This is a genomic window from Geodermatophilus sp. Leaf369, assembly GCF_001424455.1.
Lineage (GTDB): Bacteria > Actinomycetota > Actinomycetes > Mycobacteriales > Geodermatophilaceae > Klenkia.
The window spans coordinates 1,422,720-1,444,071 of sequence record NZ_LMQA01000001.1 but is presented as its reverse complement, the minus strand read 5'-3'; the positions used below and the strand labels follow the sequence as shown (position 1 = coordinate 1,444,071).

Genomic DNA, 21,352 nt, shown 5'->3' with positions numbered 1-21,352 from the left:
GGCGTCGTGTCGATGCCACCGTCGAGCCCCGCCGTGGCCCAGCCGTACCCGGTGGCGACCCAGGCCCGCGGACAGGTCCCCGGCGACCCGGCCGCTGCCGGGACGTCGTCGACGACGCAGGCGCCACCGACCACCGTCGAGGTCCCGGTCCCCGCCGCCGTGCCCACGCCCGATGTGCCCGTCACCGTGCCGACGGCCGCACAGCCGGCGCCGGCACCGGCTCCGGCCCCCGACCCGGTGCCGGCGCCCGCCCCGGAGCAGCCGGTCGTCGTGGACCCGGTCGTCGTCGACCCGGGCACGCCCCCGGTCTCCGGTGACCCCACGATCGAGCCCGCGCCGCCGTACGAGGGCGGTGACACCGATGCCGCCGTCCGGCTGTACTCGGTGACGGAGTTCGGTGCCGTCGGCAACGGCGTCACCGACGACACCGCCGCCCTGCAGCGGGCCTTCGACGCAGCACGGGACGGCGACGTCGTCGTCATCCCCGAGGGCCGGACCTTCGTCCAGGCCGACGTCCTCACGGTGCGCCGGGACGGCATCACGATCACCGGCGGCGGCACCGTGCTCGCCACCCGTGAGGCCCGCTCGTCCTTCGTCCTGGCCGCCGACCGGGTGACCCTGGACGATGTGACGCTGCGCATCTCCGGGACCTCGAAGCGCTGGGACGCCTACGAGCAGCAGCGCCTGCGCATCGCCGGTCACACCGGGATCACCGTCCGGGACGTCGCGGTCGTCGGCTCGGCAGCCGCAGGCATGTACATCGGCAACGGGACGTCGAACTTCCTCATCGAGCGGGTCGACGTCTCCAACACCCGCGCCGACGGGATCCACATGACCCAGGGCGCTCGGGACGGGCGGGTCGTGGCTCCCTACGTGCACAACGTCGGCGACGACGGCGTCGCCGTCGTGTCCTATCGAGGTGACGGGGCCCCTTGTACGCGCATCGAGGTGGTCTCTCCCCGGGTGGACGGCACGAGCGGCGGCCGTGGGATGTCCGTCGTGGGGGGCACGGACATCACCTGGCTGGACGTCGACGTTCGCAACACCTACGCGTCGGCCCTCTTCATCGCGGCGGAAGGCAACTGGGGCACCACGGGCGTGGCCCGGGTGCGAGTGCTCGGAGGGACCGTGGTGAACGCCAACGCCGACACCACGATCGACCACGGGTCGGTCATGCTCTACAACGGCACCAGTGACCTGGCTGTGGAGGACGTGCTCATCTCCGACATCAACGTCTCCGGGTACCGCGGCACGATGAGCCGGGTGCTCGGTCTCATCGCCAACACCCCCGCCGGCGTGATCCGGAACATCTCCTTGCAGTCCATCACGATCACCGGTGACAGCCGGCCGGCCGCCCTCGTGGTCAACCAGCCGACGAGCCAGTTCGGCATGGCAGGCGTGACGCGCAACGGTGGCGGACTCCGACAGTCCGGGGGCTACTTCCGCTGACCGGGGCGGCGCATGGGACCCTCGTCCACGGTCCGGCGGGACGCGCTGGGCCCGGCTGGGTCCATTCCGCTGGGCCGACGAGGAGGACGCAGCCGTGGCGGCAGACCCGCAGACCGACCCGCTCGAGGCAGGTGGGCCCGCAGCGCCGCGGATCACCCTGGTCCATGAACGCTTCACCGAGTTCGCCGGCTCCGAGGCCGTGGTCGAGCAGCTGGCCCGCCTGTGGCCGCAGGCCCCCGTCCTGGCCCCGGTCGGGATCCCCGGTGTCATGCCGGCCGACCTCAAGCCCCGGGTGCAGACGACGGCGTTGAGCCGCCTGCTGCGGGGGGACTCCTACGCGCACCTCCTCCCGGCGCTCCCGGTTGCCGTGCGCCGGCTGCACGTGCCGCCTTCGGACGTCGTCGTGGCGTCCCACCACGCCTTCGCCAACCAGGTGGTGCACGCCACCGATGCCCCCGTCGTCTCCTACGTTCACTCCCCGGCCCGCTGGGTCTGGGACCCCTCCATGCGGGACGGCGAGGTGGGCGGCCGGGCCGGTGCACTGGCCCTGGGGCTCTTCGCCGCCGCGTACCGCCCGGTCGACGTCAAGGCCGCGGCACGGGTGCACACCCTGGTCGCCAACTCCGAGGCCGTCGCCCAGCGCATCCGCGACTGGTGGCAGCGCGACGCCGTCGTCGTGCACCCGCCGGTGGACACCGAGGCCTACACGCCGGACCCGAGCATCCCGCGGGAGGACTTCTTCCTCCTGGCCGGCCGGCTCGTCCCCTACAAGCGCCCCGATCTGGCGGTGCGCGCCGCTGCCGCGGCGGGTGTGCCGCTGGTGGTCGCCGGCGACGGCCGGGCCCGTGCCGAGGTCGAGGCCCTGGCCGGACCGAACACCACGTTCGTCGGCCGGGTGAGCGACGAGGGGCTGCTGGACCTGTACCGCCGGTGCGCCGCCCTGCTCATGCCCGGCGTCGAGGACTTCGGCATCGTGCCGGTCGAGGCGCAGGCCTGCGGCGCGCCGGTCATCGCCGTCGACGCCGGTGGGGCCCGGGACTCCGTCGTCCCCGGGGTGACCGGGGAGCTCGTGCCGCAGCAGTCGACGCTCGCGGCCGAGGTCGACGTCTGGGCGGAAGCGCTGCGGGACTTCCAGCCCTCCCGTTACGAGGCGACGGGCGTGCGCGCCCACGCCGAGGGGTTCTCGCGGGCGCACTTCCGCGCGGCCATGGACGCCGTCGTGCAGGGCGTGCTCGCCGGACGGTGACCCTCCGGCGTCACCCGTTGGGAGGTCGGGAGCACCGAGACGGTTTCGTAGACGGCTGCTGGGCTCTATCTTCGCCTTTCGAGACCGGGTCGACTCCTCCTCCGTCGTCTGGACGGGAGCAGTATCCGGTGACTGTGGGTCACGAGGAGAGCACGCATGGACGACCTGACCGCTGCCTGGGACCAGCGGGTGGAGACCCTCGACCCGGTCGGGCATGCGACGCCGGTGGTCGCCGGGGCCGACCTGCGCAGCTACCTGGCACCGCGGACCGGCGCCGGTGCGGTGGTCCCCACCAGTTCGCTCGTCGGTCGCGCCCGCCGGGTCCTCGGGCCCCGCCAGCGTGCAGCCGTCAAGATCGCCGGGACCCGCATGATGGCCCCGCGGTCGGTCCGCAGGTTCCGGTCCCTGCTGGCCGGTGGCGAGCCGTTGCTGCTCAACCTGGGCAGCGGCACCTACAACGCCCCCGGCTGGGTCAACGTCGACCTCTGGGGCCTGCACCGCTCGTGGGGCGTCGACCCCGACGTCATCTGGGACCTCCGCCGCCCGCTGCCGCTGCCCGACGGGTCGGTGCGAGGGGTCTTCCTCGAACACGTCCTGGAGCACCTGCCCGCGCCCGTGGGCCTGGCCGCGACCGACCAGGCCTTCCGTCTGCTCGAGCCCGGCGGCGTCCTGCGCATCTCGGTTCCGGACTTCGGCAGGTACGCCCTCACCTACGCCGACCGCGTGCGTGGCCTGCGTTCCGGCACCGATCTGATCGCCAGCGAACGACCGGGCCGGCCCACGGAGCTGCTGGCCGTCGCCGAGGTGGTCTACGACCACGGTCATGTCTCCGTCTGGGACGCCGAGACCCTCATCGCGCTGATGCGGGCTGCCGGCTTCGTCGACGTGCACGAGTGCAGCTTCGGGTCGGGGGCCGTGCAGCCCGTACCCGACTCTCCCGCCCGGCGCGGGGAGAGCCTCTACGTCGAAGGCACCCGGCCCGCCTGACCGGCCTCAGCGGCCGGTCATCACCGCGGCGACCGTCTCGGCCGCCACGTCGTCCCAGCTGCGGGTCACCGCCGGCGGGGTGCGGGTCCCCACCGGGACGGCGAGGTGCTCGAGCGCGACGCGCGCCCAGCCGGCCACGTCGTCGGGGGCCAGGTGGACGGCGCGATCGCCGCTCACCTCGACGAGGGCGGCGTCGGTGGAGGTCACCAGCGGGGTGCCCAGGTCGATCGCCTCGGCGGCCGGGAGCCCGAACCCCTCCGCGAGGCTGGGGGTCAGCACCACCGACGCGTGCTCGTAGGCCCAGCGCAGCACCCCGTCGGTGACGTCCTGCAGCTGGTGCAGGTTGCCCGAGGCGACCAGGGCGTCGAAGTCCGGCCCGTAGTCCTGCTCGCCCCACGGCGGCGGTCCGACCTGCAGCAGCACGGCGTCGGGGCGTTCGGCGGCGACGCGGCGCCACGCGGACACCACGGTCGGGAGGTTCTTGCGCGGCTGGGTGTCGCCCACGACGAGTGCGAAGGGCCGGTCGGCCACCGCGGGGACCGGGACCGGCTCGCTGGTGCGCAACGCCGGGCTCGTGGCCAGCGGCACGACCGCGCTGCGCGGACGCGTGCCGGGCACGGAGGCGACCAGTCGCTCCCGCGTCGCGGCACTCACGCAGAGCAGCGTGTCGGCCTGCCGGATGGACGCCGCGTAGGGCTGCCGCAGCAGGGTGCGCTTCGCCGTCCCGAAGTCTTGCGGCCGGTCGTAGAGCAGCATGTCGTGCACGGTCAGCGCCGTCCACGCCGAGACGCCGCGGGGGACCAGGTGCTTGGTGCCCTGTACGACGTCGAACCGGTCGCCGAGCATCCGGCCCAGCAGGGCCCGCTCGTACCCGGACACGGCCAGCCCGGGCAGGCCCGGCAGCCGGACCAGCCGGTCGGGGCCGTCCACGAGGTCCACGAGGCCGTCGGCGGCGGCCGGGTCGACGAGCAGGTGCAGGTCGACGTCCTCCCGCCGGCGCAGCGCCTTCGCGAGTTCGACGGTGTAGCGGACGATGCCGCCGCCGCGGCCGCTGGCCGCGACGTGGCCGGCCATGAGCAGCCAGCGGGTGGGCGCGGTCATCGGACGGCCTCCGGGACGCGGTTGCCCACTGCTGCCGGCGGCGCGGGGAACCGCCGGCGGGGGAGCGGTTGCCGGCTGACGCCCACGGGGCGCCCCACGTACAGGGCGACGGCCACCAGGCACACCACGGCGGGGACGACGCGCCCCTGGGTCCAGTAGAGGTACCGGGGGAGGTCGAAGAGACCGGTGACGACCATCGGGTAGAGCAGGGCGCCCATCGGGGAACCGTCGACGAAGCCCCGGTACAGCAGGCCGATGACCACGCCGCAGAGGACGAAGAAGAGGAACCCGCCGAGCAGGCCGAAGTCGACGAAGGGTGTAGTCACCCCGCCCGGGTTGTTGAACTCGGGGTTGCCGAACCGTTCCAGCACGTTCTGCGCCGTCACCGGCGCCGGGGCGGACAGCCGGTCGTACAGGCCGAGCTGGGCGATGCCGGGGGCCGACCAGAAGGCCGCGATCGAGTCCAGCGGCATCCGCCCCGGGTAGGGGTCGTGCACCAGGTGCAGCTGCCCGTTGTTGTACGACGTCGCGTAGTAGCCGGCCAACCGGATGAGGGCGAAGACGGGGAACGACTCGTCGGTCCGGGTCTTGAAGAACTGCCAGCTCCGGGAGAACTCGAAGGCGGCGAAGAGCAGGAACAGCAGCGGGGCCAGGACGAGGGGGGCGAGCCGGGCCGCGGCCCGCTTGCCCCGCCGCAGGGACCTGCCACCTGCGAGCACGAGGACGACGATCACCGGCACGGACACCTCGACCAGCGCCAGGCGCTCGCTGGCGATGAACGACCGGAGCAGGCTGAGGAAGAACACGAACCCCAGCTGGGCGGCGAGCCGCCGGTCGCGGCCCTGCAGCAGCAGGTACGTCGCGACGATGACGAAGGCGATGCCGACCTGGGTGAGCGTGGTGATGCCGGCGACGCCGGACAGCTGCTCCTTGAGGTCGCCGCTGTAGTTGCTCTGGCTGAACACCGCGTTGAAGACGTCCGCGGGACGCAGGCCGTTGGACGCGCCGACGGCGAAGTAGAGCAGGTAGCCCACCATCGTGAGCCAGAACAGCGCTTGACCGGCCGAGTACAGCCGGCGGGGGACCACGCCGGGGGTGCGGACCAACCGGCGCTTGCCCGACGGCGCTAGCGAGGCGGTCACCGCGGCGGTGGCGCCCAGCACGAGCACGGTGACCGCGATGAGCAGCAGGGTCTCTCCGGTGACGGACTTCGGGGAGCGGTAGAACAGCCGGAACGCGTTGTCGTCGAGCCGGGCGGTCAGCAGCAGTGTGATCGGCACGACCAGGGCCAGCGCGCCCACGGGGGAGATCCACCAGGTGCCGCCGCGACGGCGGACCGGCGCGGTCACGACCGTGACCCGACCGGCAGCTCGCGGGGGCGACGGTCGGTCCACCCGGCCCAGGTGCCGCGCAGGTAGGCGAGGTCGGCCCGGGCCAGGTTCCGCTGGCCTCGCACCCGACGGACCACGGCCCCGACGACCTTGCGTGCCGAGTACCAGGCCAGCAGCCACCGGGGCAGCCGGTGCAGACGCCAGAGGTGCCCGTTGCCACAGCCGTAGCGGAGCATCTTGCGCTCGAAGGCCGCGTCCGCGTCGTCCCGGGGTTCGTCCTGCAGGACCACGAGCTCGGGCACGTACTGCACCCGTCCACCACCGGCCAGCACCCGGAGCAACAGGTCGGACTCCTCGCCGGCGCCGTACCAGCCGGCCGAGCCCACGCCCATGCCCTCGTCGAAGTGCCCGACCCTGTCGATCACGTCCCGGCGGAAGAACATCGTGCTCATGATCGACGTCTTCATGAAGTTCGTCCGGGTGACCGGGCCACCGGTGGAGGGCCACCGCAGCATCGAGGGACGGCGGTCCAGGGTCTGCTGCTGACCGCTCAGCCCGGACAGGCCCGGGTCGGCAGCGAAGGTCGCGACCACCGCGGACAGGGTGTCCGGTGGGAACCAGCAGTTGTCGTCCGGGAAGCCCACGAGGGGGGCGGTCGCCACCTCCAGGCCGGCGTTGCGGCCCACGGAGGCGCCCCGGCCCGACGTGGTGGCGACCCAGCGGAAGGCAGGGTCCCGCTCCCGCAGCACGGCGGCGCAGGACTGGTCCGCGCTCTGGTCGCAGACGACGAGCTCGACCAGGTGCGCGGGGACCGTCTCCTCGATCGAGGTGATCAGCCGGTCGAAGTCGACCGGCCGGCCCACCGTGCTGACGACCAGGGACAGCGCCGGTGCGGCGTCGACCGGGTCAGCCATGCCGCGGCCGGGCGACCACGTTCGGTGCCTCGGGACGGACGACGGGCATCTCCTCGGTCACAGGCGCGGCGTCGAGCTCGGGTCGACGGTCCCGGTCCTCGGCGGCGCGACGACGGTGTCGCCGGCTCTCCGCGGCCTCGTCCTCGAGGGGCTGACGGTCCGAGGAGGACGACGCGGAGCGTGCCGCGCCCCGCGGGAGGCGGTTGACCAGCACGCCGGCGGGCGTGGTGCCGGCCGCGTGCAGGATCTGCACCGCCCGGTCGACGTCGACCACCCGGGACGAGCCCACGGCAGCGACGACGAGGGTCTCCCGGCACTGACGGGCGGCGCGCACGCCCTCGTCGGAGACGTCCAGGGGAGGGGCGTCCACGACGACGGACCAGCCGGCGGCGGTGGCCGTGGGGACGAACCCGTCGGGCAGGAGGTCGTCGATGCTCCGGGCGTCCGCGACGTGGTCGGTGGTCGCCTCGCCCAGGACCAGCACCAGCAGGCCGGGCACCGGCGTCGTCCGCAGGCCGTGGACGACCACCAGACCGGCGACCGGGTTGCTCGGGGTGAGCGTCAGGTCGACGTGGTCCTGCAGGCCCCCGACGCCGTCGGCGACCCCCGGGCCGTCGGAGGTGACGAGCACGGTCTTGCCGCGGCGGGCGGCGTGCAGGGCGTGGGCGACCGCGGTGAAGGTCGCGCCGACCCCGGGCGTCGCCGCGACCACGGCGAGGGAACCGCCGTTCACCGGACCGGCGGGCAGCTGCAGTGCCTGCAGCTGCACGGCCCGGAGGAGGGCGGACGACCGGCGGGGAGCCGACGCCGAGGGCAGGTCGGGGCTCAGCACCGGGACGCCGAGGTTGGCGACGTCCTGGTCGTCGCGCACCCGGCCACGGAGGGCGGAGACGACCGGCGCCAGCACGGCACCCAGCAGCGCCCCGAGGAGGACGGCGGCAGCGATGGTCAGCACGTTGTCCGACACGGCCCCGCTGGGCAGCACGTCGGCCTGCTGGATCTGGCCGGCGATCTGGCTGGTGTCGGCCGCGGCCCGCTGCAGGGTGTCCCGCGCGTTGAGCAGGTCGACGCTCTGCTGCCCCAGGGCACCGCGCTGCTGCTCGTTCGAGTCGAAGCCCGTGATCGGGGGGTCGGGCAGTGCGGCGATCGCCTGCTCGTTGGCCGTGATCTGGCTCTGCACTGAGGCCAGGACGGCGTTGATGCGGTCGGTCAGCCGCTGGACGCGGCCGGCGATGTACACGTCGGCGGCGGTCTGGGCCTGAGCGAGTGCGCCGGCCCGGTCCGGGGCGGTCGAGGTGATGTTGATGACGTTGGAATCGCCCACGCGGGCCGCTTCGAGATCGACCTCGGCGAGGTCGATCCCCAGGGTCGTGGCGACCTGGGTGGACAGGTCGGTGCCGTTCAGGTAGACCAGCTCGGTCTCCACGTAGGTGGCGTTCCTGGCTGCAGCGTCACCGCCGACGGTCCCGGTGAGGGGGTTCTCCACCGCGTCCGGGTCGGCGTAGCTCTGGACCAGAGCCTCGGCGCTGACCGGCCTCTCGGCGGTCGCGGCCAGCGCGACGCCCCCGGCTCCGAGCACCAGCGCACCGACCAGGGCTCCCACGAGCAGGCGACGGCGGCGGCCCGAACGGGCCGGGCGCCCGGCGCGGGCGTCTGCCACCTCGTCGGTGGGCAGGGGAGTCGGGGTGGTCACCGGTGCATCCCTCCGTCGAGGTGGGTCCGACGCCGTGTGGCGGCGTCCTTCTGCGGGCTGAGCTGGGCCAACGACACTCTCCGACCTCCAGGTCTGATCGTCGTCGCGTGCCGCGTGGGTACGCTGGGGACTTCACGCCTCCCGCCCCCGTGGCGGGATCAGACCGGCCCAGTATCCACGAGCTGGGCACTGGAGCGGGCGCGACGACGCGTCTGACGTCCCTCATGAGAGGCACGTCTCGCCCGGTCGACCGCCCCCCTCCGACGACGGGAACTCCCGGATGCCCTCGCACAGATCCTCCTCCTCCGAGCTCGGCGAGGCCCCGCTGGCCGCCGGTGCGCCGGAGGCCGATGCCCCCGGGACCGGCCCCGCCGGCTCCCGCCGCCTGCTGGTGCTCGGGATCGTCATCGCGCTGCTCGTCGTTGCCGGCGGTGCCTGGTTCCTCTTCGGCCGGGGGGACGATGCCGAGCCCACCGGTGCGGACACCCCACCGCCGGTCGACCTGGCTTCTGCGCTCACCGTCGAGGAGTTCGGTGCCGTCGGTGACGGCACCACCGACGACACCGAGGCCGTCCAGGCCGCTCTCGACGCGGCCGACCCGGGTCAGGGCGTTCTCTTCGCCGAGGGTGCGACCTACGCCGTCGACGACGTGCTCACCGTCACCACCGAGGGTGTCGTGCTGACCGGTGGGGGCACGTTGCTGGCCACCGACGAGCAGCTCTCCTCGCTCACCATCAGCGCCGACGACGTCGTGGTGCAGGACCTGACCCTGGCCGTCGAGGAGACCAGTCAGCGGTGGGACGCCTACGAGCAGCAGCGCCTGCGTCTCGACGAGCACTCGGGCATCGTCGTGCGTGACGTGCGGGTCACGGGGTCTGCCGCAGCCGGCATCTACGTCGGAGGGACCACCGACTTTGTCCTGGACGCCGTCGAGGTCAGCAACACCCGGGCCGACGGGATCCACATGACCCAGGGGGCCAGCGACGGTCGCGTCCTGTCCCCGCTGGTGCGCGACGTGGGCGACGACGGCGTGGCCGTGGTCTCCTACGCCCCCGACGGCGACCCCTGTGCCCGGATCGAGGTCGTCTCCCCGGTGGTGGAGGGCTCGGACGCCCGAGGGGTGTCTGTGGTGGGCGGCGAGGACGTCACCTTCACCGACATCCAGGTGTCGGACACGGCTGCTGCCGGTGTCTACATCGCTGCCGAGGGCAGCTACGACACCGCCGGGGTCAGTGGCGTGCGTGTCGAGGGAGGCACTGTGACCGGCGCCAACACAGACTCCGACACCGACCACGGGGCGGTGCTCGTGTTCAACGGCACCGAGGGCCGCACCATCGAGGACGTCGAGATCTCCGGTCTGGAGCTGCGGGACACCCGTGAGGACGCCTCGCGGTGGGTGGGCCTGCTCGGGGGCAGTGGCGGAGAGATCACCGACGTCCAGCTCACCGGTCTCGCACTCGACGGTGACGGGCCGGGCACCCTGCTCGAGAGCAACGAGGACAGCACGGACTTCAGCGCGCAGGACTGGACCCGCGACGGCGAGGCCGTCGAGGACGAGGAGAGTTCACCGTGAGCTCCGTGCGTCCCGTCTTCGGCACGGCCCAGCTCGACGGTCTCGCCGACGACCGTCGATCGGGCGCCCTGCTCGACGCGGCGTGGGAGGCGGGGTTCCGCGCCTTCGACACCGCGCCCTCCTACGGGGGCGGCCGCGCAGAGGCCCGCCTCGGGGCCTTCCTGGCCGGCCGTTCCGAGTCGGTGCTGGTCAGCACCAAGGTGGGGCTGGCTCCCGCCCTAGGTTCGCGAGCCGGTGGCAAGAAGCTCGTCAGCATCGCCCGTCGCGTCCTGCCGACACGGGTCACCCGGGCCCTCAAGGCCAAGTCCCAGTCCTCGATGCGGGGCCGCTTCGACCCCGATGCGGTCCAGTCGTCGGTGGAGGCCTCGCTCCGACTGCTGGGGGGCCGGATCGACCGGCTCCTGCTGCACGAGGTCCGCGCCGAGGAGATCACGGACGACCTGCTCGCCCGGTTGGCGGCGTTGCTCTCTCGAGGTGACGTCGGCGCCGTCGGTGTGGCGACACAGAACGACGCGGCCGCGGCAGCCGTGCGCCGGGGCGGGGAGCTCGTCACCGTGGCCCACCTGGCGGTCGGGGTCCTGGACGCGCCGGTCCCGCTGCCCAGCCACGTGACGACCCGGGTGGGCCACGGCCTGCTCGGCGGTGGAGGGTCGCACCTGCGGGCGATGGAGGCCGTCCTGGTCTCGGACGCCGATGCCCGCCAGGAGTGGCATGCCGCCGCCGCAGGTACCCGCTACGCCGGGGCGGGCGGACTGCCCGCCGCCCTGGTGGCCGCTGGTCTGGCCCGGGACGTCACCGACGTGCTGGTCGCCACCACCCGCGTCGAGCGTGTGGCCGTCAACCTGGCCGCGGTGGGGGGAGACCCCCTCACTCCTGACCTGGCTTCCGCCGTGCGGTCGCTCGCCGCGCGGACGACGCGGGGCACCACCCCGGACTGAGGACCCGGCCGCCCCGGTCACACCGCGGCACCCGTGGGTCCCGTTACAGTCTCCGCCGCGCGGTCGTGGGACCGGCGTCACGGAGGAGGTCTGATGCGCACCATCGCGTCGTTCGACGTGTTCGACACGGTGCTCGTGCGGATGACCGGCACCCCCCGCAGTGTCTTCGAGGCCGTCGGCCGTCAGCTGACCTCGGAGGGCGTCACCGGGTGTTCCCCGACGGCCTACGCCGCCGCCCGCGAGGCTGCGGTCGAGGTGCTGACCGTGGACAAGGCCAGACACCCGACGCTCGCCGTCATCGCTCGGGAGACAGCCGCCCGGCTGGGTCTGCCACGCGATGCCGCTGACCGCCTGGCCGAGGTGGAGGCGCAGGTGGAGGCCGAGGGTCTCGTCGCCGTGCCCGGCATGGTCGAACGGCTCGAGGCCGAGCGGGTCGGGACCGGTCACGGCGTCGTCTTCGTCTCCGACACGTGTCTGTCCTCCCGCTGGTTGCGGGACGTCCTGGGGGAGCGAGGGCTCTTCCGTCCGGGCGACGCCGTCTACGTGTCGTGCGAGGCCGGCGCCAGCAAGCAGCACGGGGGCCTGTTCGCCGCCGTTGCTGCGGACCTGGGGGTGCCGCCGGCGACGATGAGCCACCACGGTGACGACCGCTGGTCCGATGTCGCCCACGCCCGCCTCGCCGGCTGGCGCGCCACCTGGCTGCCCCAGGGTGCGTTCACCGCACGCGAGCAGGCACTCCTGCACCGTTCGGACGAGACCGACGGCGCGACTGCGCGGTTGGCCGCCGCCGCCCGGTACGCCAGGCTCGCCGCTGGTCACCGCGGTCTCGTGGACGAGGCGGCCGACGTCGTCGGGATCGCCGGATCGGTCGCGGCACCCGTGTTGGTGGGGTTCGGGCTGTGGGTCCTCGGGCAGGCGAGGCAGCGGGGTCTGGACCGGCTGTACTTCATGTCGCGCGACGGCGAGCTGCTGCAGCAGGTGGTGAGCCGGCTGGCCGACGCAGCCGGCATGGCGATCGACTGCCGCTACCTGTACGGCTCGCGTCGTTCCTGGCAGCTGTCCGCCCGTGGTGGCGCGCGGGCCGACGACTCACGCCGCCCCTGGGTGCCCGACCAGGAGACTGCAGCGAACAAGACGCCGCGCCAGCTGCTGGCACTCATCGACCTGCGGCCGGAGGACCTGGCGGGCTCAGCCGTGAGCGGCCTGAGCGCTGCCGGCCGTGCCGACCGGCCCTGTGGTGCGGGGTTGGCCGGGGAGATCGTCCGTGCCGTCGCCCAGGAGCCGCTGGCCGGCATCGCGCGGGAACGCGCACGGTCGGGAAGGGAACGGCTGCTCCGCTACCTCGACCAGGAGGGCGTCACCGACCCCTCCGCTCGGGTCGCCCTCGTCGACGTGGGGTGGAGCGGGAAGGCCGCGCGGGTCTTCGAGGACGTGCTGGCCGGCACCGATCGCCCGCTCCCCGTGGCTCACCTCTACGTGGGCCTCACGCGGGCAGCCCCCGAAGCGATGGGTCCCGAGCTCTTCGAGCGCTCGGAGGGCTGGATGATCGACGGGGGCCGTGGCCGGGTGCCCGACGGTGACGCCGAGGACTTCGTCCGCCTGATCGAGACCCTGTGCATGGGCGCGGAGGGCACGACCGTCGGGTTTGCCGACGAGGGCGCCCGGGTGGTCCCCGTCCTGGCCCACGAGCGCAATCCGGAGACCGACCGGTGGCGTTTCGAGGAGTACCGGACCGGGGTGCTGGACGCCGTCGATGCCTATGCCCGAACCGACCCAGGCCCGGCCGCGGACCTCGCCGTCGACCTGCGGTCGGCCACCTGGGCCCCGCTGCTCGGGCTCTGGCGCCGGCCGTCTCCGGCCGAGGCGCGTGCCTGGGGTCGCCAGCCCTTCGGCGACGACTTCGGCAACGACCACGCCGTCCCCCTGGCCAGCCCGATGACCGTCCGCAGGGTGTTGGCCCGACTCGGTGTGCGAGCCGGTGAGTGGCGTGAGCCGACCTACTGGCTGCCGGGGTCACTGGTACTGACCCCGTCACCCCTGCGGCCGGTGCTGGCGACCGTCGACCGAGGGGAGCGGGCGGTGCCACGGTTGCGGCGCCTGCCGAGACGGCTTCGCGCGGAGTGGGTCCTGCGACACGGTCGACGCTGAGGCCAGGTCCGGTCCCGGGCGACCCGGCCGGGCGCGGCACAATGGGGCCCTCCAGAACGTCTACCTCTGTGAGGCCGCACCGATGATCATCGACCTCGACACCGCCGGGCAGGTGGCACTGGGCCGCCTCGACCCGCAGGCCACGCTCGTGGTCGGTGGTGGAGCGGCCGGCCTGGCAGTGGCACTCGGCCTGGAGGACCGCGGGCGCCCCGTCGTCCTGCTGGAGTCGGGCGGGGACCCGCGCGACGTCGAGGCGCAGGCCGCCTCCTCGAAGCTCAACGTCGGCCAGGTGTCCGGTGCCCCCTACCGTGGGCTGGAGGGCGGCCGGGCGCGGGTGCTGGGCGGGGCCACCCAGCTCTGGCACGGGCAGTGCACCCGATTGCGGGACTCCGACCTGGCGGTCCGTCCGTGGGTCCCCGGGAGCGGCTGGCCTCTGGGGCCGAGCGACCTGGAGCCCTGGTACACCGCAGCCGAAGCGTGGTTCGGGCTCAGCGGCCGTGGCTACGACGCGGAGCGGTGGGCCGAGCACCGTTCCGTGAGCCCCATCCCGTGGTCACCGGACAAGCTCCAGGCAGACTTCAGCGAGTACACGATCACCCCGCACCTGGGGAGCAAACACCGCCGCCGGCTGACCCGCTCCAGCACGGTCACCACCGTGCAGCACGCCACCGTGGTCGGTGTCCTGGTCGAGGAGCAACGAGCGGTCGGAGTGCGGCTGCGGGACCGCTCCGGTGCGGAGGTCGAGCTGCGGGGCGGTCGGGTCGTGCTCGCCGCCGGCGCGATCGAGAACGCCCGGATCCTCATGCTGAGCGACCCCGAGGGCATCGGGCTGGGCACCGGCCGCGGAGTCACCGGGCGGTACCTGCAGGACCACCCCGTGGTGGAGACGCTGGAGATCCACCCGACGCGACGGTCCTGGTTGCAGGACCGGACCTCGCACCTGCACCGGGGCCGCCGTCGCCTCTACCCGAAGGTCCGTCTCAGCCGGGCCGCCCAGGAGGGTTCGCGGCTGGTGGCGGCCAACGCCGTCCTGGTGCACGAGCACGACGACCCGGGTCTGGAGGCCGTCCGCCGACTGCTCGGATCGGCGGTCGCGCGGACCCGCCCGGAATCCCTGCGCCGGGACGTCGTCCGGGCCGTGGGCTCGGTGCCTGCGGTCGCCCGGACGGCCTACCGGCGGTGGGTGCGCGGGCTGTCGGCTGGGCGGCCGTCGTCCTCGGTGCGTCTGCAGATCTGGCTGGAGCAGGTCCCGGACCGGGAGAGCCGGGTGACCCTGGGCGCGGCCTCGGACCCCCTCGGGCTCCCCGTGGCCGACGTGCGCTGGCGCCTGGCGGACCAGGAGATCGAGACCAGTCGCGTCTTCAGCCGCTGGGTCGCCGACGACCTGCGGAGCGCTGGCCTGGCCGAGGTCACCGAGCTGCCTGCGATGGTCGACGACGCGGCATGGCGCGCCCAGGTGGTGGACGCCTACCACCCGGCGGGGACGACCCGGATGAGCGTGGACCCCGCTGAGGGCGTCGTGGACACCGACAGCCGGGTACACGGTCTCGACGGGTTGTTCGTGGCGGGCAGCAGCGTCTTCCCCATCGCCGGCTACGCCAACCCGACGTTGACGATCGTCGCGCTCAGCCTGCGGCTGGCCCATCACCTGGCGGGGTTGCCGGCCCGCCGCTGAGCAGGTCACGCTCCGAGGGCCTCATCGCGGGCCGCCCCACTCCCCGCGCTGGTACACCTCGGTGAGCCGGTCGACGTGTACGCCGAGACTGAACTCGGCTCGCTGCAGCTCCTGCAGTTCGCGTCCGTACGTGGCCCGCCGGGTGGGGTCGTCGGCCAGGGCCCGGAGGTGGTCGGCGGCTGCGTTGGCGTCCCCGGCGGGGAAGAGCGTCGCTCCCGCGGCGGTGCCGACGGTCTCGGGGTTGCCCCCCGAGGCCGAGGCGACGACGGGGAGACCGAAGGACATCGCCTCCAGGATGCTGAGCCCGCAGGGCTCGGCGAGGGCCGGGGCGAGCAGGACCCCCGACGTCCGGAATGCGTCGGTGGGGTCGGGGAGCCAGCCGACGAAGTCCGTGCTGTCTGCGACACCGAGCTCGCGGGCCAGCTGCTCCAGGGGGTCCCGCTCGGCACCGTGGCCGGCGATGACCAACGTCCACCCACGGTCGGCGAGACCGGACAGGGCCCAGGCGCGGATGCCGGTCTCGGTGTCCTTCTCCGGGGCCAGTCGGTGTGCCATGAGGACGACGTGCTGCCGGTCAGGACTGGTGTCCGGCTGCTCCCGCACCCCGTTGAGCAGCACGACGTCGGAGGCAGGCCGGACCTCGTCGGACACGAACCGGCTCACCGCGATCTCACGGTGGAGCGCCCGGCGCACGAGGGGCGCCAGGCGCTGGGCGCGGGGACCGTGGCCGCGCGGGGCGGTCAGGTGACGGGTGGAGAAGCGCCGCCCGCGGTTCACGGGTGCTGCGGCCAGCGCCACGAAGTCGGCCTTCGTGATGTGGCTGTGCACGACGTCCCGCCGCCCCTGCCGGACCAGTGCCCGCAGCGCGTCCCGGGGCGTGGCACCGGGGTGCCACTCGACGGCGGGGGTCAGCAGCCGCTGCATGGACGCCGGGTCACCCCCGACGACGGACACGTGATGGCCGCGGCGTGACTGCTCAGACGCGACCTCCACGACGTAGCGCTCGAGGCCGGCGAACTGGTCGGTGCCCACGACATGGGTGATGCGCAGTTGACTCTCCTGGTGTTCCGGGGTCAGCCCGCTCGCCGACAGCGGCGGCCAGGCTAACCGTCCGACGGTCCGCCGGGCGAGCCCCGGTGCCTACCCCCGGCCCTGGTGGGGGCCGTGCGGGCCGGTCGGGGTGACAAGCCGGCGAAGACGCGTCCGACCGGGCCGGGCAAGGTCCCGGCCAGCCACGCGGTGTCCTCCCGGCCCACCAGCCCGAGGAAGCGGACGGTCACCGCGAGCACCAGGCCGAAGGCGACGACCGCCAGCACGACACCGGCGAGACCGCCGACCAGGAGGAGGGTGCCGTGCGCAGCCCCGCCCGCAGCCAGGGCGATGGCCGTGGTCACGGCCAACCGGCCCGGGCTGATCTCCAGCCGGATGCCGCGGCGGTGGGTGTGGACGGCGATGAGACCCGCGGACACGGCTGCGGCGCCGAGCGAGGCCACCACGGCACCCGAGGCTGCGAACGGGGGCACCAGCGTCCACGCGAGGGTGATGTCGACGACGGCGCCTGCTCCTCCCGCGATGAGCACCGGGCGCAGGTGGCCGGTACCGGTCCACAGCGCGCTGTAGAGGTGCCCCAGCGGCAGGATGAGGAGCGTGAGGCCCAGGAGGCGCACCAGGGTGCCGGCCTCGGCGAAGTCCTCCCCGTACGCGGTGGTGACCAGCCGTGGGCCGATGGCGATGGTGCCTGCGGTGAGGACCAGGTTGACGGCCACCACCACGCGGGCGGCCCTGCTCAGAGCAGCCGTGACCGATCCGGGGTCGCGGGCGTGCCGGGCTGCGATGGCCGGCATCGACGCCCCGATGAGCGCTGCGGAGACCATCGTCGGGATGCCCACGACGTTGAAGGCCACGGAGAACATGGCCACGGTCTCCGGGGAGTGGAACCAGTCCAGGAAGACGAGCTCCAGGCGGCGCTCGACGATCTGGGTGATGAGGACCGAGAGGGAGAACATCGACCAGAGCCGCAGTACCGGGGCCCATGCGGGACGGTCCGTGCCGGCCACCGACGGGGTCTGGGTGCGGCGGTCGACCCGGCGCAGCACGAGCAGCAGCACGACGGCCACCACCAACTGGGCTGTGAAGACGCCCTCGATGCCCAGGCCGGCGTAGACGGCCGCGATGGCGAGCGCAGGGCTGACGGCCTGCGCGACCAGCCTGCGGGACGCCGTGGGCCCCCACCCGTGCCGGGCGATGTCGCGGCTGGCGTGTGCCCAGCCGATCGAGTCGACCATCGCGGTGGCCGCGGCCAGGAACCACAGCGCCTGGTAGTCGCTGCGGGCGAACCCGATCGACACGAGCAGCAGCGCCGACACGAGACCACCGGTCAGGTGGGCGGCGAAGGACCAGCGCGACAACCAGGCGAGCCGGTCCCGGTCGTCCCCGGCGTTCGTGGCCGCCAGCATCTGCACGCTGGCGGAGGTGAACGAGAAGATGAGGACGGACACCATCAACGAGTTCACGTACGCGACCAGGCTCTGCTGGCCCAGGACGGCGGGACCCAGCTCGCGGCTCACGACGACGGACAGCACGAGGGTGGCGCCCATGGGGAGGACGGCCGAGGCCGCGTTCCAGAGTCCGCCTGCGAACGCACCCTTCCGGGTGTCCAGTCCGCTCTGCACCGCTGGCTCGGTCGTCCCCGTGGCGGGGTCGTCGAGCTGGACGCCGACGACAGGAGCAGCCCTCGTGCCCGTTTCCGAGCGGTCCGAGGGTTCCACGGGTCCCCCCTCTCGTCCTCTGCCACCGGTTCTTCCGAGGTCGGCACCAGGGTAGGCGTGCCAGGGGCGCCGGCTCGAGCTCGTTCAGGCGACATGGGTTGCAGGGGACGCCACGCCCGACATGACGGGAGTCACTCAGGTAGAGGTGTCGAGTCGCCCAGATCACTCTGGGTGGAGCCTCGGGGTGAGCACGCCCCCTGTCACTCGACCCAGAGTGACGATTTGTGCACGAAGCGTCTACGAGCGGCCCCGATCGTGGTCATCCATCGGGTGACGATGCTCGCTTGCGGTGTCGTTCCGTGACGAGGGCAGATAGCTTGGGACCCGTCAGCGAGCCCAGCGTCGGGCCGGACCGGAGGGCACCTGCGTGCCCTGATCCCATGCCTTCGGGGGCGTTTCAGACTTGCTCTTCACCCAGGACCACCGGCCCAGTGGGCCCGCGCACCGGCGTCTCAACGCCCGAGCGGCCACCGCCCGACTCCGGGGCGAGGGCACCGACGCCCGCCGCGCGTGGCGGACGACCTACCGCCGCAGCATCGCGACCGGCGACGTCCTCGCCGCCACGGCCGCGACGGCCGTGAGCTACCTCTTCCACTTCGGTCCGGCCGCGCCGGTCACCGCGGTCTCCCAGCCGGCCGCCCGCTGGTTCGCGCTGCTCATGCCGGTCGTGTGGCTGCTCGTCATGGGGGCCTCCCGCTCCTACGAGGAGCGGTTCCTCTGGATCGGCCCCGAGGAGTACCGCCGGGTGTTCCGCGCAGCCCTCATGCTGCTCGCCGGCGCCGCGCTGGTGTCCTGGGCGCTGAAGCTGGACCTGGCCCGCGGGTTCGTCATGACGGCGATCCCGCTGGCCGCGGTCCTCACGCTGGCCCAGCGCTGGGTGCACCGCAAGATCCTGCACCGCCGTCGCACCGCCGGTGAGCACGTGCAGACCACGATCATCGTCGGCCACCGCAGCGCCGTCGCCGCGCTGCACGAGCAGATCGACCGCGAGGCCCACCACGGCTACCGCGTCATCGGCTGCCTCGTGCCCCCGGCGGTGGGCGGCACCGTCCCGCCGTCCTTCGACGGTCTGCCCGTCCTGGGTGACCTGTCGATGGTCGCCGAGGTCGTCAGCGACTACCAGGTCGACACCGTCGCCGTGCTGCCGTGCCCCGAGCTCGACGGTCCGGCGCTGCGCAGCCTGGGCTGGGAGCTCGAGTCCACGAAGGCCGAGCTGCTGCTCGCCCCTGCCGTCACCGAGGTCGTCGGCACCCGGGTGGCCATCCGCCCGGTGTCCGGCCTGCCCCTGCTGCACGTCGAGCGCCCCGAGTTCGGGGGGCCCCGCCGGCTGGCCAAGACCGCCTTCGACAAGGTGTCGGCCTCGCTGCTGCTGCTCGTCCTGCTGCCGGTCTTCGTCGCCATCATGATCGCGATCAAGGTGACCAGCCCCGGCCCGGTGTTCTACCGCCACGAGCGCGTGGGTCTGGACGGTCAGCCGTTCCACGTCCTGAAGTTCCGCAGCATGGTGCCCGGTGCCGACCGCCAGGTCGACACGCTCTTCCTGCAGAACGAGGGCAACGACGTCCAGTTCAAGATGAAGAGCGACCCGCGGGTGACCGGGGTCGGTGCGTTCCTGCGCCGCTACTCCCTCGACGAGCTGCCGCAGCTGCTCAACGTCCTCGGCGGCAGCATGTCGCTGGTCGGCCCCCGTCCGCACGTGACGCGCGAGGTGGAGCAGTACGGCCACGACATGCGTCGCCGCCTGCTGGTCAAGCCGGGCATCACCGGCCTGTGGCAGGTCAGCGGCCGCTCGGACCTCTCGTGGGACGAGTCGGTGCGCATCGACGTCCGCTACGTGGAGAACTGGTCGCTGTCCTTCGACTTCATGATCCTGGCGAAGACCGTCGGCGCCGTCGTCCGCAGCTCCGGGGCGTACTGACCCCCAGCAGCACCTGAGTTCGCACCGGCCCGGACCTGCCCAGGTCCGGGCCGGTCTGCGTCCTACCCAGGGTCACCACCCGGACGGGTGGAGTCGCCCGGCCGTGGGCTACACAACGCACCCGGTCCTGCCGATGCTCGGCTCATGGTCCTGATGCTGCTGGTGTGGGTGTTCGCCGCGATCACCCTGGCGTTCGTGCTCGGTGCGGCCGTCCGCATGGCAGACCACCACGAGGCGCGCGACCTGTACCTGGACGACGTCCTGGCCGCGGCACACGGCGGCGTCGCCGTCCCCGCCGACCGCTGACCGGTCCGCGGGTCGCCGGCCCGGTCAGTTGGGGACGGCGTCCAGCGCCTCGTCGGTGAACTCGTCGGCGTTCTGGCCGAGTGAGTCCGACTGCAGGTAGCCCCACATCCGCTCGGCGGTCGTGGTGTCCAGGTACACGACGCTCGCGGCGCCCTCGGTCCCGGTGCCCAGCACGGGCGCGGTGAAGAAGTCGACCCCGTCCGGGGTGACGCCCCGCGCGGAGAGGGCCAGGGACAGGAGGCCGCCGTTGCCGAGCGAGTCGTCGACGGCGATCGAGCTGGTCACCGCGAGGAGCACCTCGTCGAGCTGTCCCGGGCTGGAGAACGTGCCCTGCTGGAAGAGCTTGGTGAACAGCGACCGCAGGTAGTTCTGCTGCCGCCGGACGCGGTCGAAGTCCCCGCCGGGCAGGTCGTAGCGCTGGCCCACGTACCAGCGGGCCTGGTCGCCGTCCAGGTGGTTCGTGCCCTGGGTGAAGGTGTACGGACCCCAGCTGGTGGTCTCGGCGACCTCGACGTCCACCCCGCCGAGGGCGTCGGTCATGGAGATGAGGCCCTCGAAGCTGATCGCGGCGTAGTGGTCGATGCGCACGCCGGTGAGCTGCTCCACCGTCTGGACCAGCAGGCTGGGCCCACCGAAGGCGTAGGCGGCGTTGATCTTGTTCTTGCCGTGCCCCGGGATGTCGACCCACGAGTCGCGGGGGATGGACACGACCTGGACGTGCTGCCGGTCGCCGGACAGCCGGGCGATCATGATCGCGTCCGACCGCGCGTCCGGGAGCTCTCCACCGGCGATGTCGGCCCGGGTGTCGGACCCGACCAGGAGGAAGGTGACCGGCTCGGCGTCCGTGCCGTCCTCCGGCGTGGCCGGTGCGGGACGGCTCTCGGGGTCCAGGCCGGCGAAGACGTCGCCCACCCGGTCGATGTTGCCGGCGTAGCGGTCGGTCAGGTACCAGGCGGCGCCGCCGACGACGAGGGCCACGACCAGCGTGAGGACGCCGATGCCCAGGGCCACTCGCCGCACGATGCGGCGCCGGCGGGACGGGGTCCCGGCAGCATGGACGTGGTCGTCGAGCAGCCCGTCTTGTGCATCGTCCGTGCCGGTGTCGCCGTCGGTGCCGCTCATGGTCTCCCTCGTGTCCCCGGGTGACGACCGTACGGCGATGCTTAGAGAGAAGAGCGCTTGGTCATCCGCACGGGTGAAGCGGAGGGGGTACCGGTTCGGGCCGTGATGCTCTCGTGAGCACCCCACCAGGTGTCACCAGGCCTTGCGTGCGGACCTGTGCGGGTACCAACGTCTTTTCAGGCG

The 21,352-nt window shown here is 73.2% G+C and carries 16 protein-coding genes; 9 read left to right on the top strand and 7 right to left on the bottom strand.

Annotated features, from left to right (window positions below; genetic code table 11):
• Positions 1-33 precede the first annotated feature (33 nt).
• From ASG36_RS07175 to ASG36_RS07165, 3 genes are all read left to right on the top strand, one after another.
• Positions 34-1,449 (top strand): glycosyl hydrolase family 28-related protein, encoded by a 1,416-nt coding sequence (locus tag ASG36_RS07175; RefSeq protein ID WP_157498607.1) that lies wholly within the window; start codon positions 34-36, stop codon positions 1,447-1,449.
• 94 nt (positions 1,450-1,543) lie between these two features.
• On the top strand, positions 1,544-2,695 hold the full coding sequence (locus tag ASG36_RS07170; protein WP_055761255.1) for a glycosyltransferase: 1,152 nt from the start codon (positions 1,544-1,546) through the stop codon (positions 2,693-2,695).
• A gap of 156 nt (positions 2,696-2,851) precedes the next feature.
• The gene (locus ASG36_RS07165; RefSeq protein ID WP_055761251.1) at positions 2,852-3,682 is read left to right on the top strand and encodes a methyltransferase domain-containing protein; all 831 of its coding nucleotides are present in this window, start codon (positions 2,852-2,854) and stop codon (positions 3,680-3,682) included.
• Positions 3,683-3,688: 6 nt separating this feature from the next.
• Here the strand turns inward: ASG36_RS07165 and ASG36_RS07160 are convergent, their stop codons facing one another.
• From ASG36_RS07160 to ASG36_RS07145, 4 genes are read right to left on the bottom strand one after another with little or no spacing between them, the layout of a single operon-like run.
• Positions 3,689-4,783: a glycosyltransferase family 1 protein gene (locus ASG36_RS07160; protein WP_055761248.1), complete on the bottom strand. Its 1,095-nt coding sequence runs from the start codon at positions 4,781-4,783 to the stop codon at positions 3,689-3,691.
• The gene (locus tag ASG36_RS07155) at positions 4,780-6,132 is read right to left on the bottom strand and encodes an oligosaccharide repeat unit polymerase (protein WP_162245171.1); all 1,353 of its coding nucleotides are present in this window, start codon (positions 6,130-6,132) and stop codon (positions 4,780-4,782) included. Before ASG36_RS07155 ends, ASG36_RS07160 begins: the two co-directional genes overlap by 4 nt.
• Positions 6,129-7,028, bottom strand: a complete 900-nt coding sequence (locus tag ASG36_RS07150; protein ID WP_055761242.1) for a glycosyltransferase family 2 protein — start codon at positions 7,026-7,028, stop codon at positions 6,129-6,131. Before ASG36_RS07150 ends, ASG36_RS07155 begins: the two co-directional genes overlap by 4 nt.
• Entirely contained in the window at positions 7,021-8,721 is a 1,701-nt protein-coding gene (locus ASG36_RS07145; RefSeq protein ID WP_055761239.1) for a hypothetical protein, read from the bottom strand. Before ASG36_RS07145 ends, ASG36_RS07150 begins: the two co-directional genes overlap by 8 nt.
• A 280-nt stretch (positions 8,722-9,001) precedes the next feature.
• On the opposite strand from ASG36_RS07145, the gene ASG36_RS07140 reads away from it, so the two are divergent.
• The 4 genes from ASG36_RS07140 (at position 9,002) to ASG36_RS07125 (ending at position 15,055) form a co-directional block, all read left to right on the top strand.
• Positions 9,002-10,294, top strand: coding sequence for a glycosyl hydrolase family 28-related protein (locus tag ASG36_RS07140; protein ID WP_055761236.1), 1,293 nt, complete (start codon positions 9,002-9,004; stop codon positions 10,292-10,294).
• On the top strand, positions 10,291-11,232 hold the full coding sequence (locus ASG36_RS07135) for an aldo/keto reductase (protein ID WP_055761233.1): 942 nt from the start codon (positions 10,291-10,293) through the stop codon (positions 11,230-11,232). Before ASG36_RS07140 ends, ASG36_RS07135 begins: the two co-directional genes overlap by 4 nt.
• 93 nt (positions 11,233-11,325) lie before the next feature.
• Positions 11,326-13,380, top strand: a complete 2,055-nt coding sequence (locus ASG36_RS07130) for a hypothetical protein (RefSeq protein ID WP_055761230.1) — start codon at positions 11,326-11,328, stop codon at positions 13,378-13,380.
• 82 nt (positions 13,381-13,462) lie between these two features.
• The gene (locus ASG36_RS07125) at positions 13,463-15,055 is read left to right on the top strand and encodes an FAD-dependent oxidoreductase (RefSeq protein ID WP_055761227.1); all 1,593 of its coding nucleotides are present in this window, start codon (positions 13,463-13,465) and stop codon (positions 15,053-15,055) included.
• 21 nt (positions 15,056-15,076) lie between these two features.
• On the opposite strand, the gene ASG36_RS07120 is transcribed toward ASG36_RS07125, so the two are convergent.
• Together ASG36_RS07120 and ASG36_RS07115 are read right to left on the bottom strand one after the other, a co-directional pair.
• Positions 15,077-16,087 carry a glycosyltransferase family 4 protein gene (locus ASG36_RS07120; protein ID WP_055761224.1) on the bottom strand — a complete coding sequence of 337 codons (1,011 nt, stop codon included), beginning with the start codon at positions 16,085-16,087 and terminating at the stop codon, positions 15,077-15,079.
• A 71-nt stretch (positions 16,088-16,158) separates the two neighbouring features.
• The gene (locus ASG36_RS07115; protein WP_055761222.1) at positions 16,159-17,727 is read right to left on the bottom strand and encodes an oligosaccharide flippase family protein; all 1,569 of its coding nucleotides are present in this window, start codon (positions 17,725-17,727) and stop codon (positions 16,159-16,161) included.
• A gap of 499 nt (positions 17,728-18,226) precedes the next feature.
• Between ASG36_RS07115 and ASG36_RS07110 the strand changes: the two genes are divergently transcribed.
• Both ASG36_RS07110 and ASG36_RS21815 read left to right on the top strand, forming a co-directional pair.
• Positions 18,227-19,741, top strand: a complete 1,515-nt coding sequence (locus tag ASG36_RS07110; RefSeq protein WP_055761219.1) for a sugar transferase — start codon at positions 18,227-18,229, stop codon at positions 19,739-19,741.
• A gap of 144 nt (positions 19,742-19,885) precedes the next feature.
• The gene (locus tag ASG36_RS21815) at positions 19,886-20,047 is read left to right on the top strand and encodes a hypothetical protein (protein ID WP_157498602.1); all 162 of its coding nucleotides are present in this window, start codon (positions 19,886-19,888) and stop codon (positions 20,045-20,047) included.
• A gap of 24 nt (positions 20,048-20,071) precedes the next feature.
• Here ASG36_RS21815 and ASG36_RS07105 read toward each other — a convergent pair whose 3' ends face one another.
• Positions 20,072-21,169 (bottom strand): LCP family protein, encoded by a 1,098-nt coding sequence (locus tag ASG36_RS07105; RefSeq protein ID WP_055761214.1) that lies wholly within the window; start codon positions 21,167-21,169, stop codon positions 20,072-20,074.
• Between the last annotated feature and the right edge of the window lie 183 nt (positions 21,170-21,352).

What these genes read in the sequence shown, in the direction of transcription:
- ASG36_RS21815 (WP_157498602.1), top strand. Translation starts at nt 19,886, where the DNA reads ATGGTCCTGATGCTGCTGGTGTGGGTGTTCGCCGCGATCACCCTGGCG.
- ASG36_RS07160 (WP_055761248.1), bottom strand. Translation starts at nt 4,783, where the DNA reads ATGACCGCGCCCACCCGCTGGCTGCTCATGGCCGGCCACGTCGCGGCC.
- ASG36_RS07150 (WP_055761242.1), bottom strand. Translation starts at nt 7,028, where the DNA reads ATGGCTGACCCGGTCGACGCCGCACCGGCGCTGTCCCTGGTCGTCAGC.
- ASG36_RS07165 (WP_055761251.1), top strand. Translation starts at nt 2,852, where the DNA reads ATGGACGACCTGACCGCTGCCTGGGACCAGCGGGTGGAGACCCTCGAC.
- ASG36_RS07105 (WP_055761214.1), bottom strand. Translation starts at nt 21,169, where the DNA reads ATGAGCGGCACCGACGGCGACACCGGCACGGACGATGCACAAGACGGG.
- ASG36_RS07130 (WP_055761230.1), top strand. Translation starts at nt 11,326, where the DNA reads ATGCGCACCATCGCGTCGTTCGACGTGTTCGACACGGTGCTCGTGCGG.
- ASG36_RS07125 (WP_055761227.1), top strand. Translation starts at nt 13,463, where the DNA reads ATGATCATCGACCTCGACACCGCCGGGCAGGTGGCACTGGGCCGCCTC.
- ASG36_RS07140 (WP_055761236.1), top strand. Translation starts at nt 9,002, where the DNA reads ATGCCCTCGCACAGATCCTCCTCCTCCGAGCTCGGCGAGGCCCCGCTG.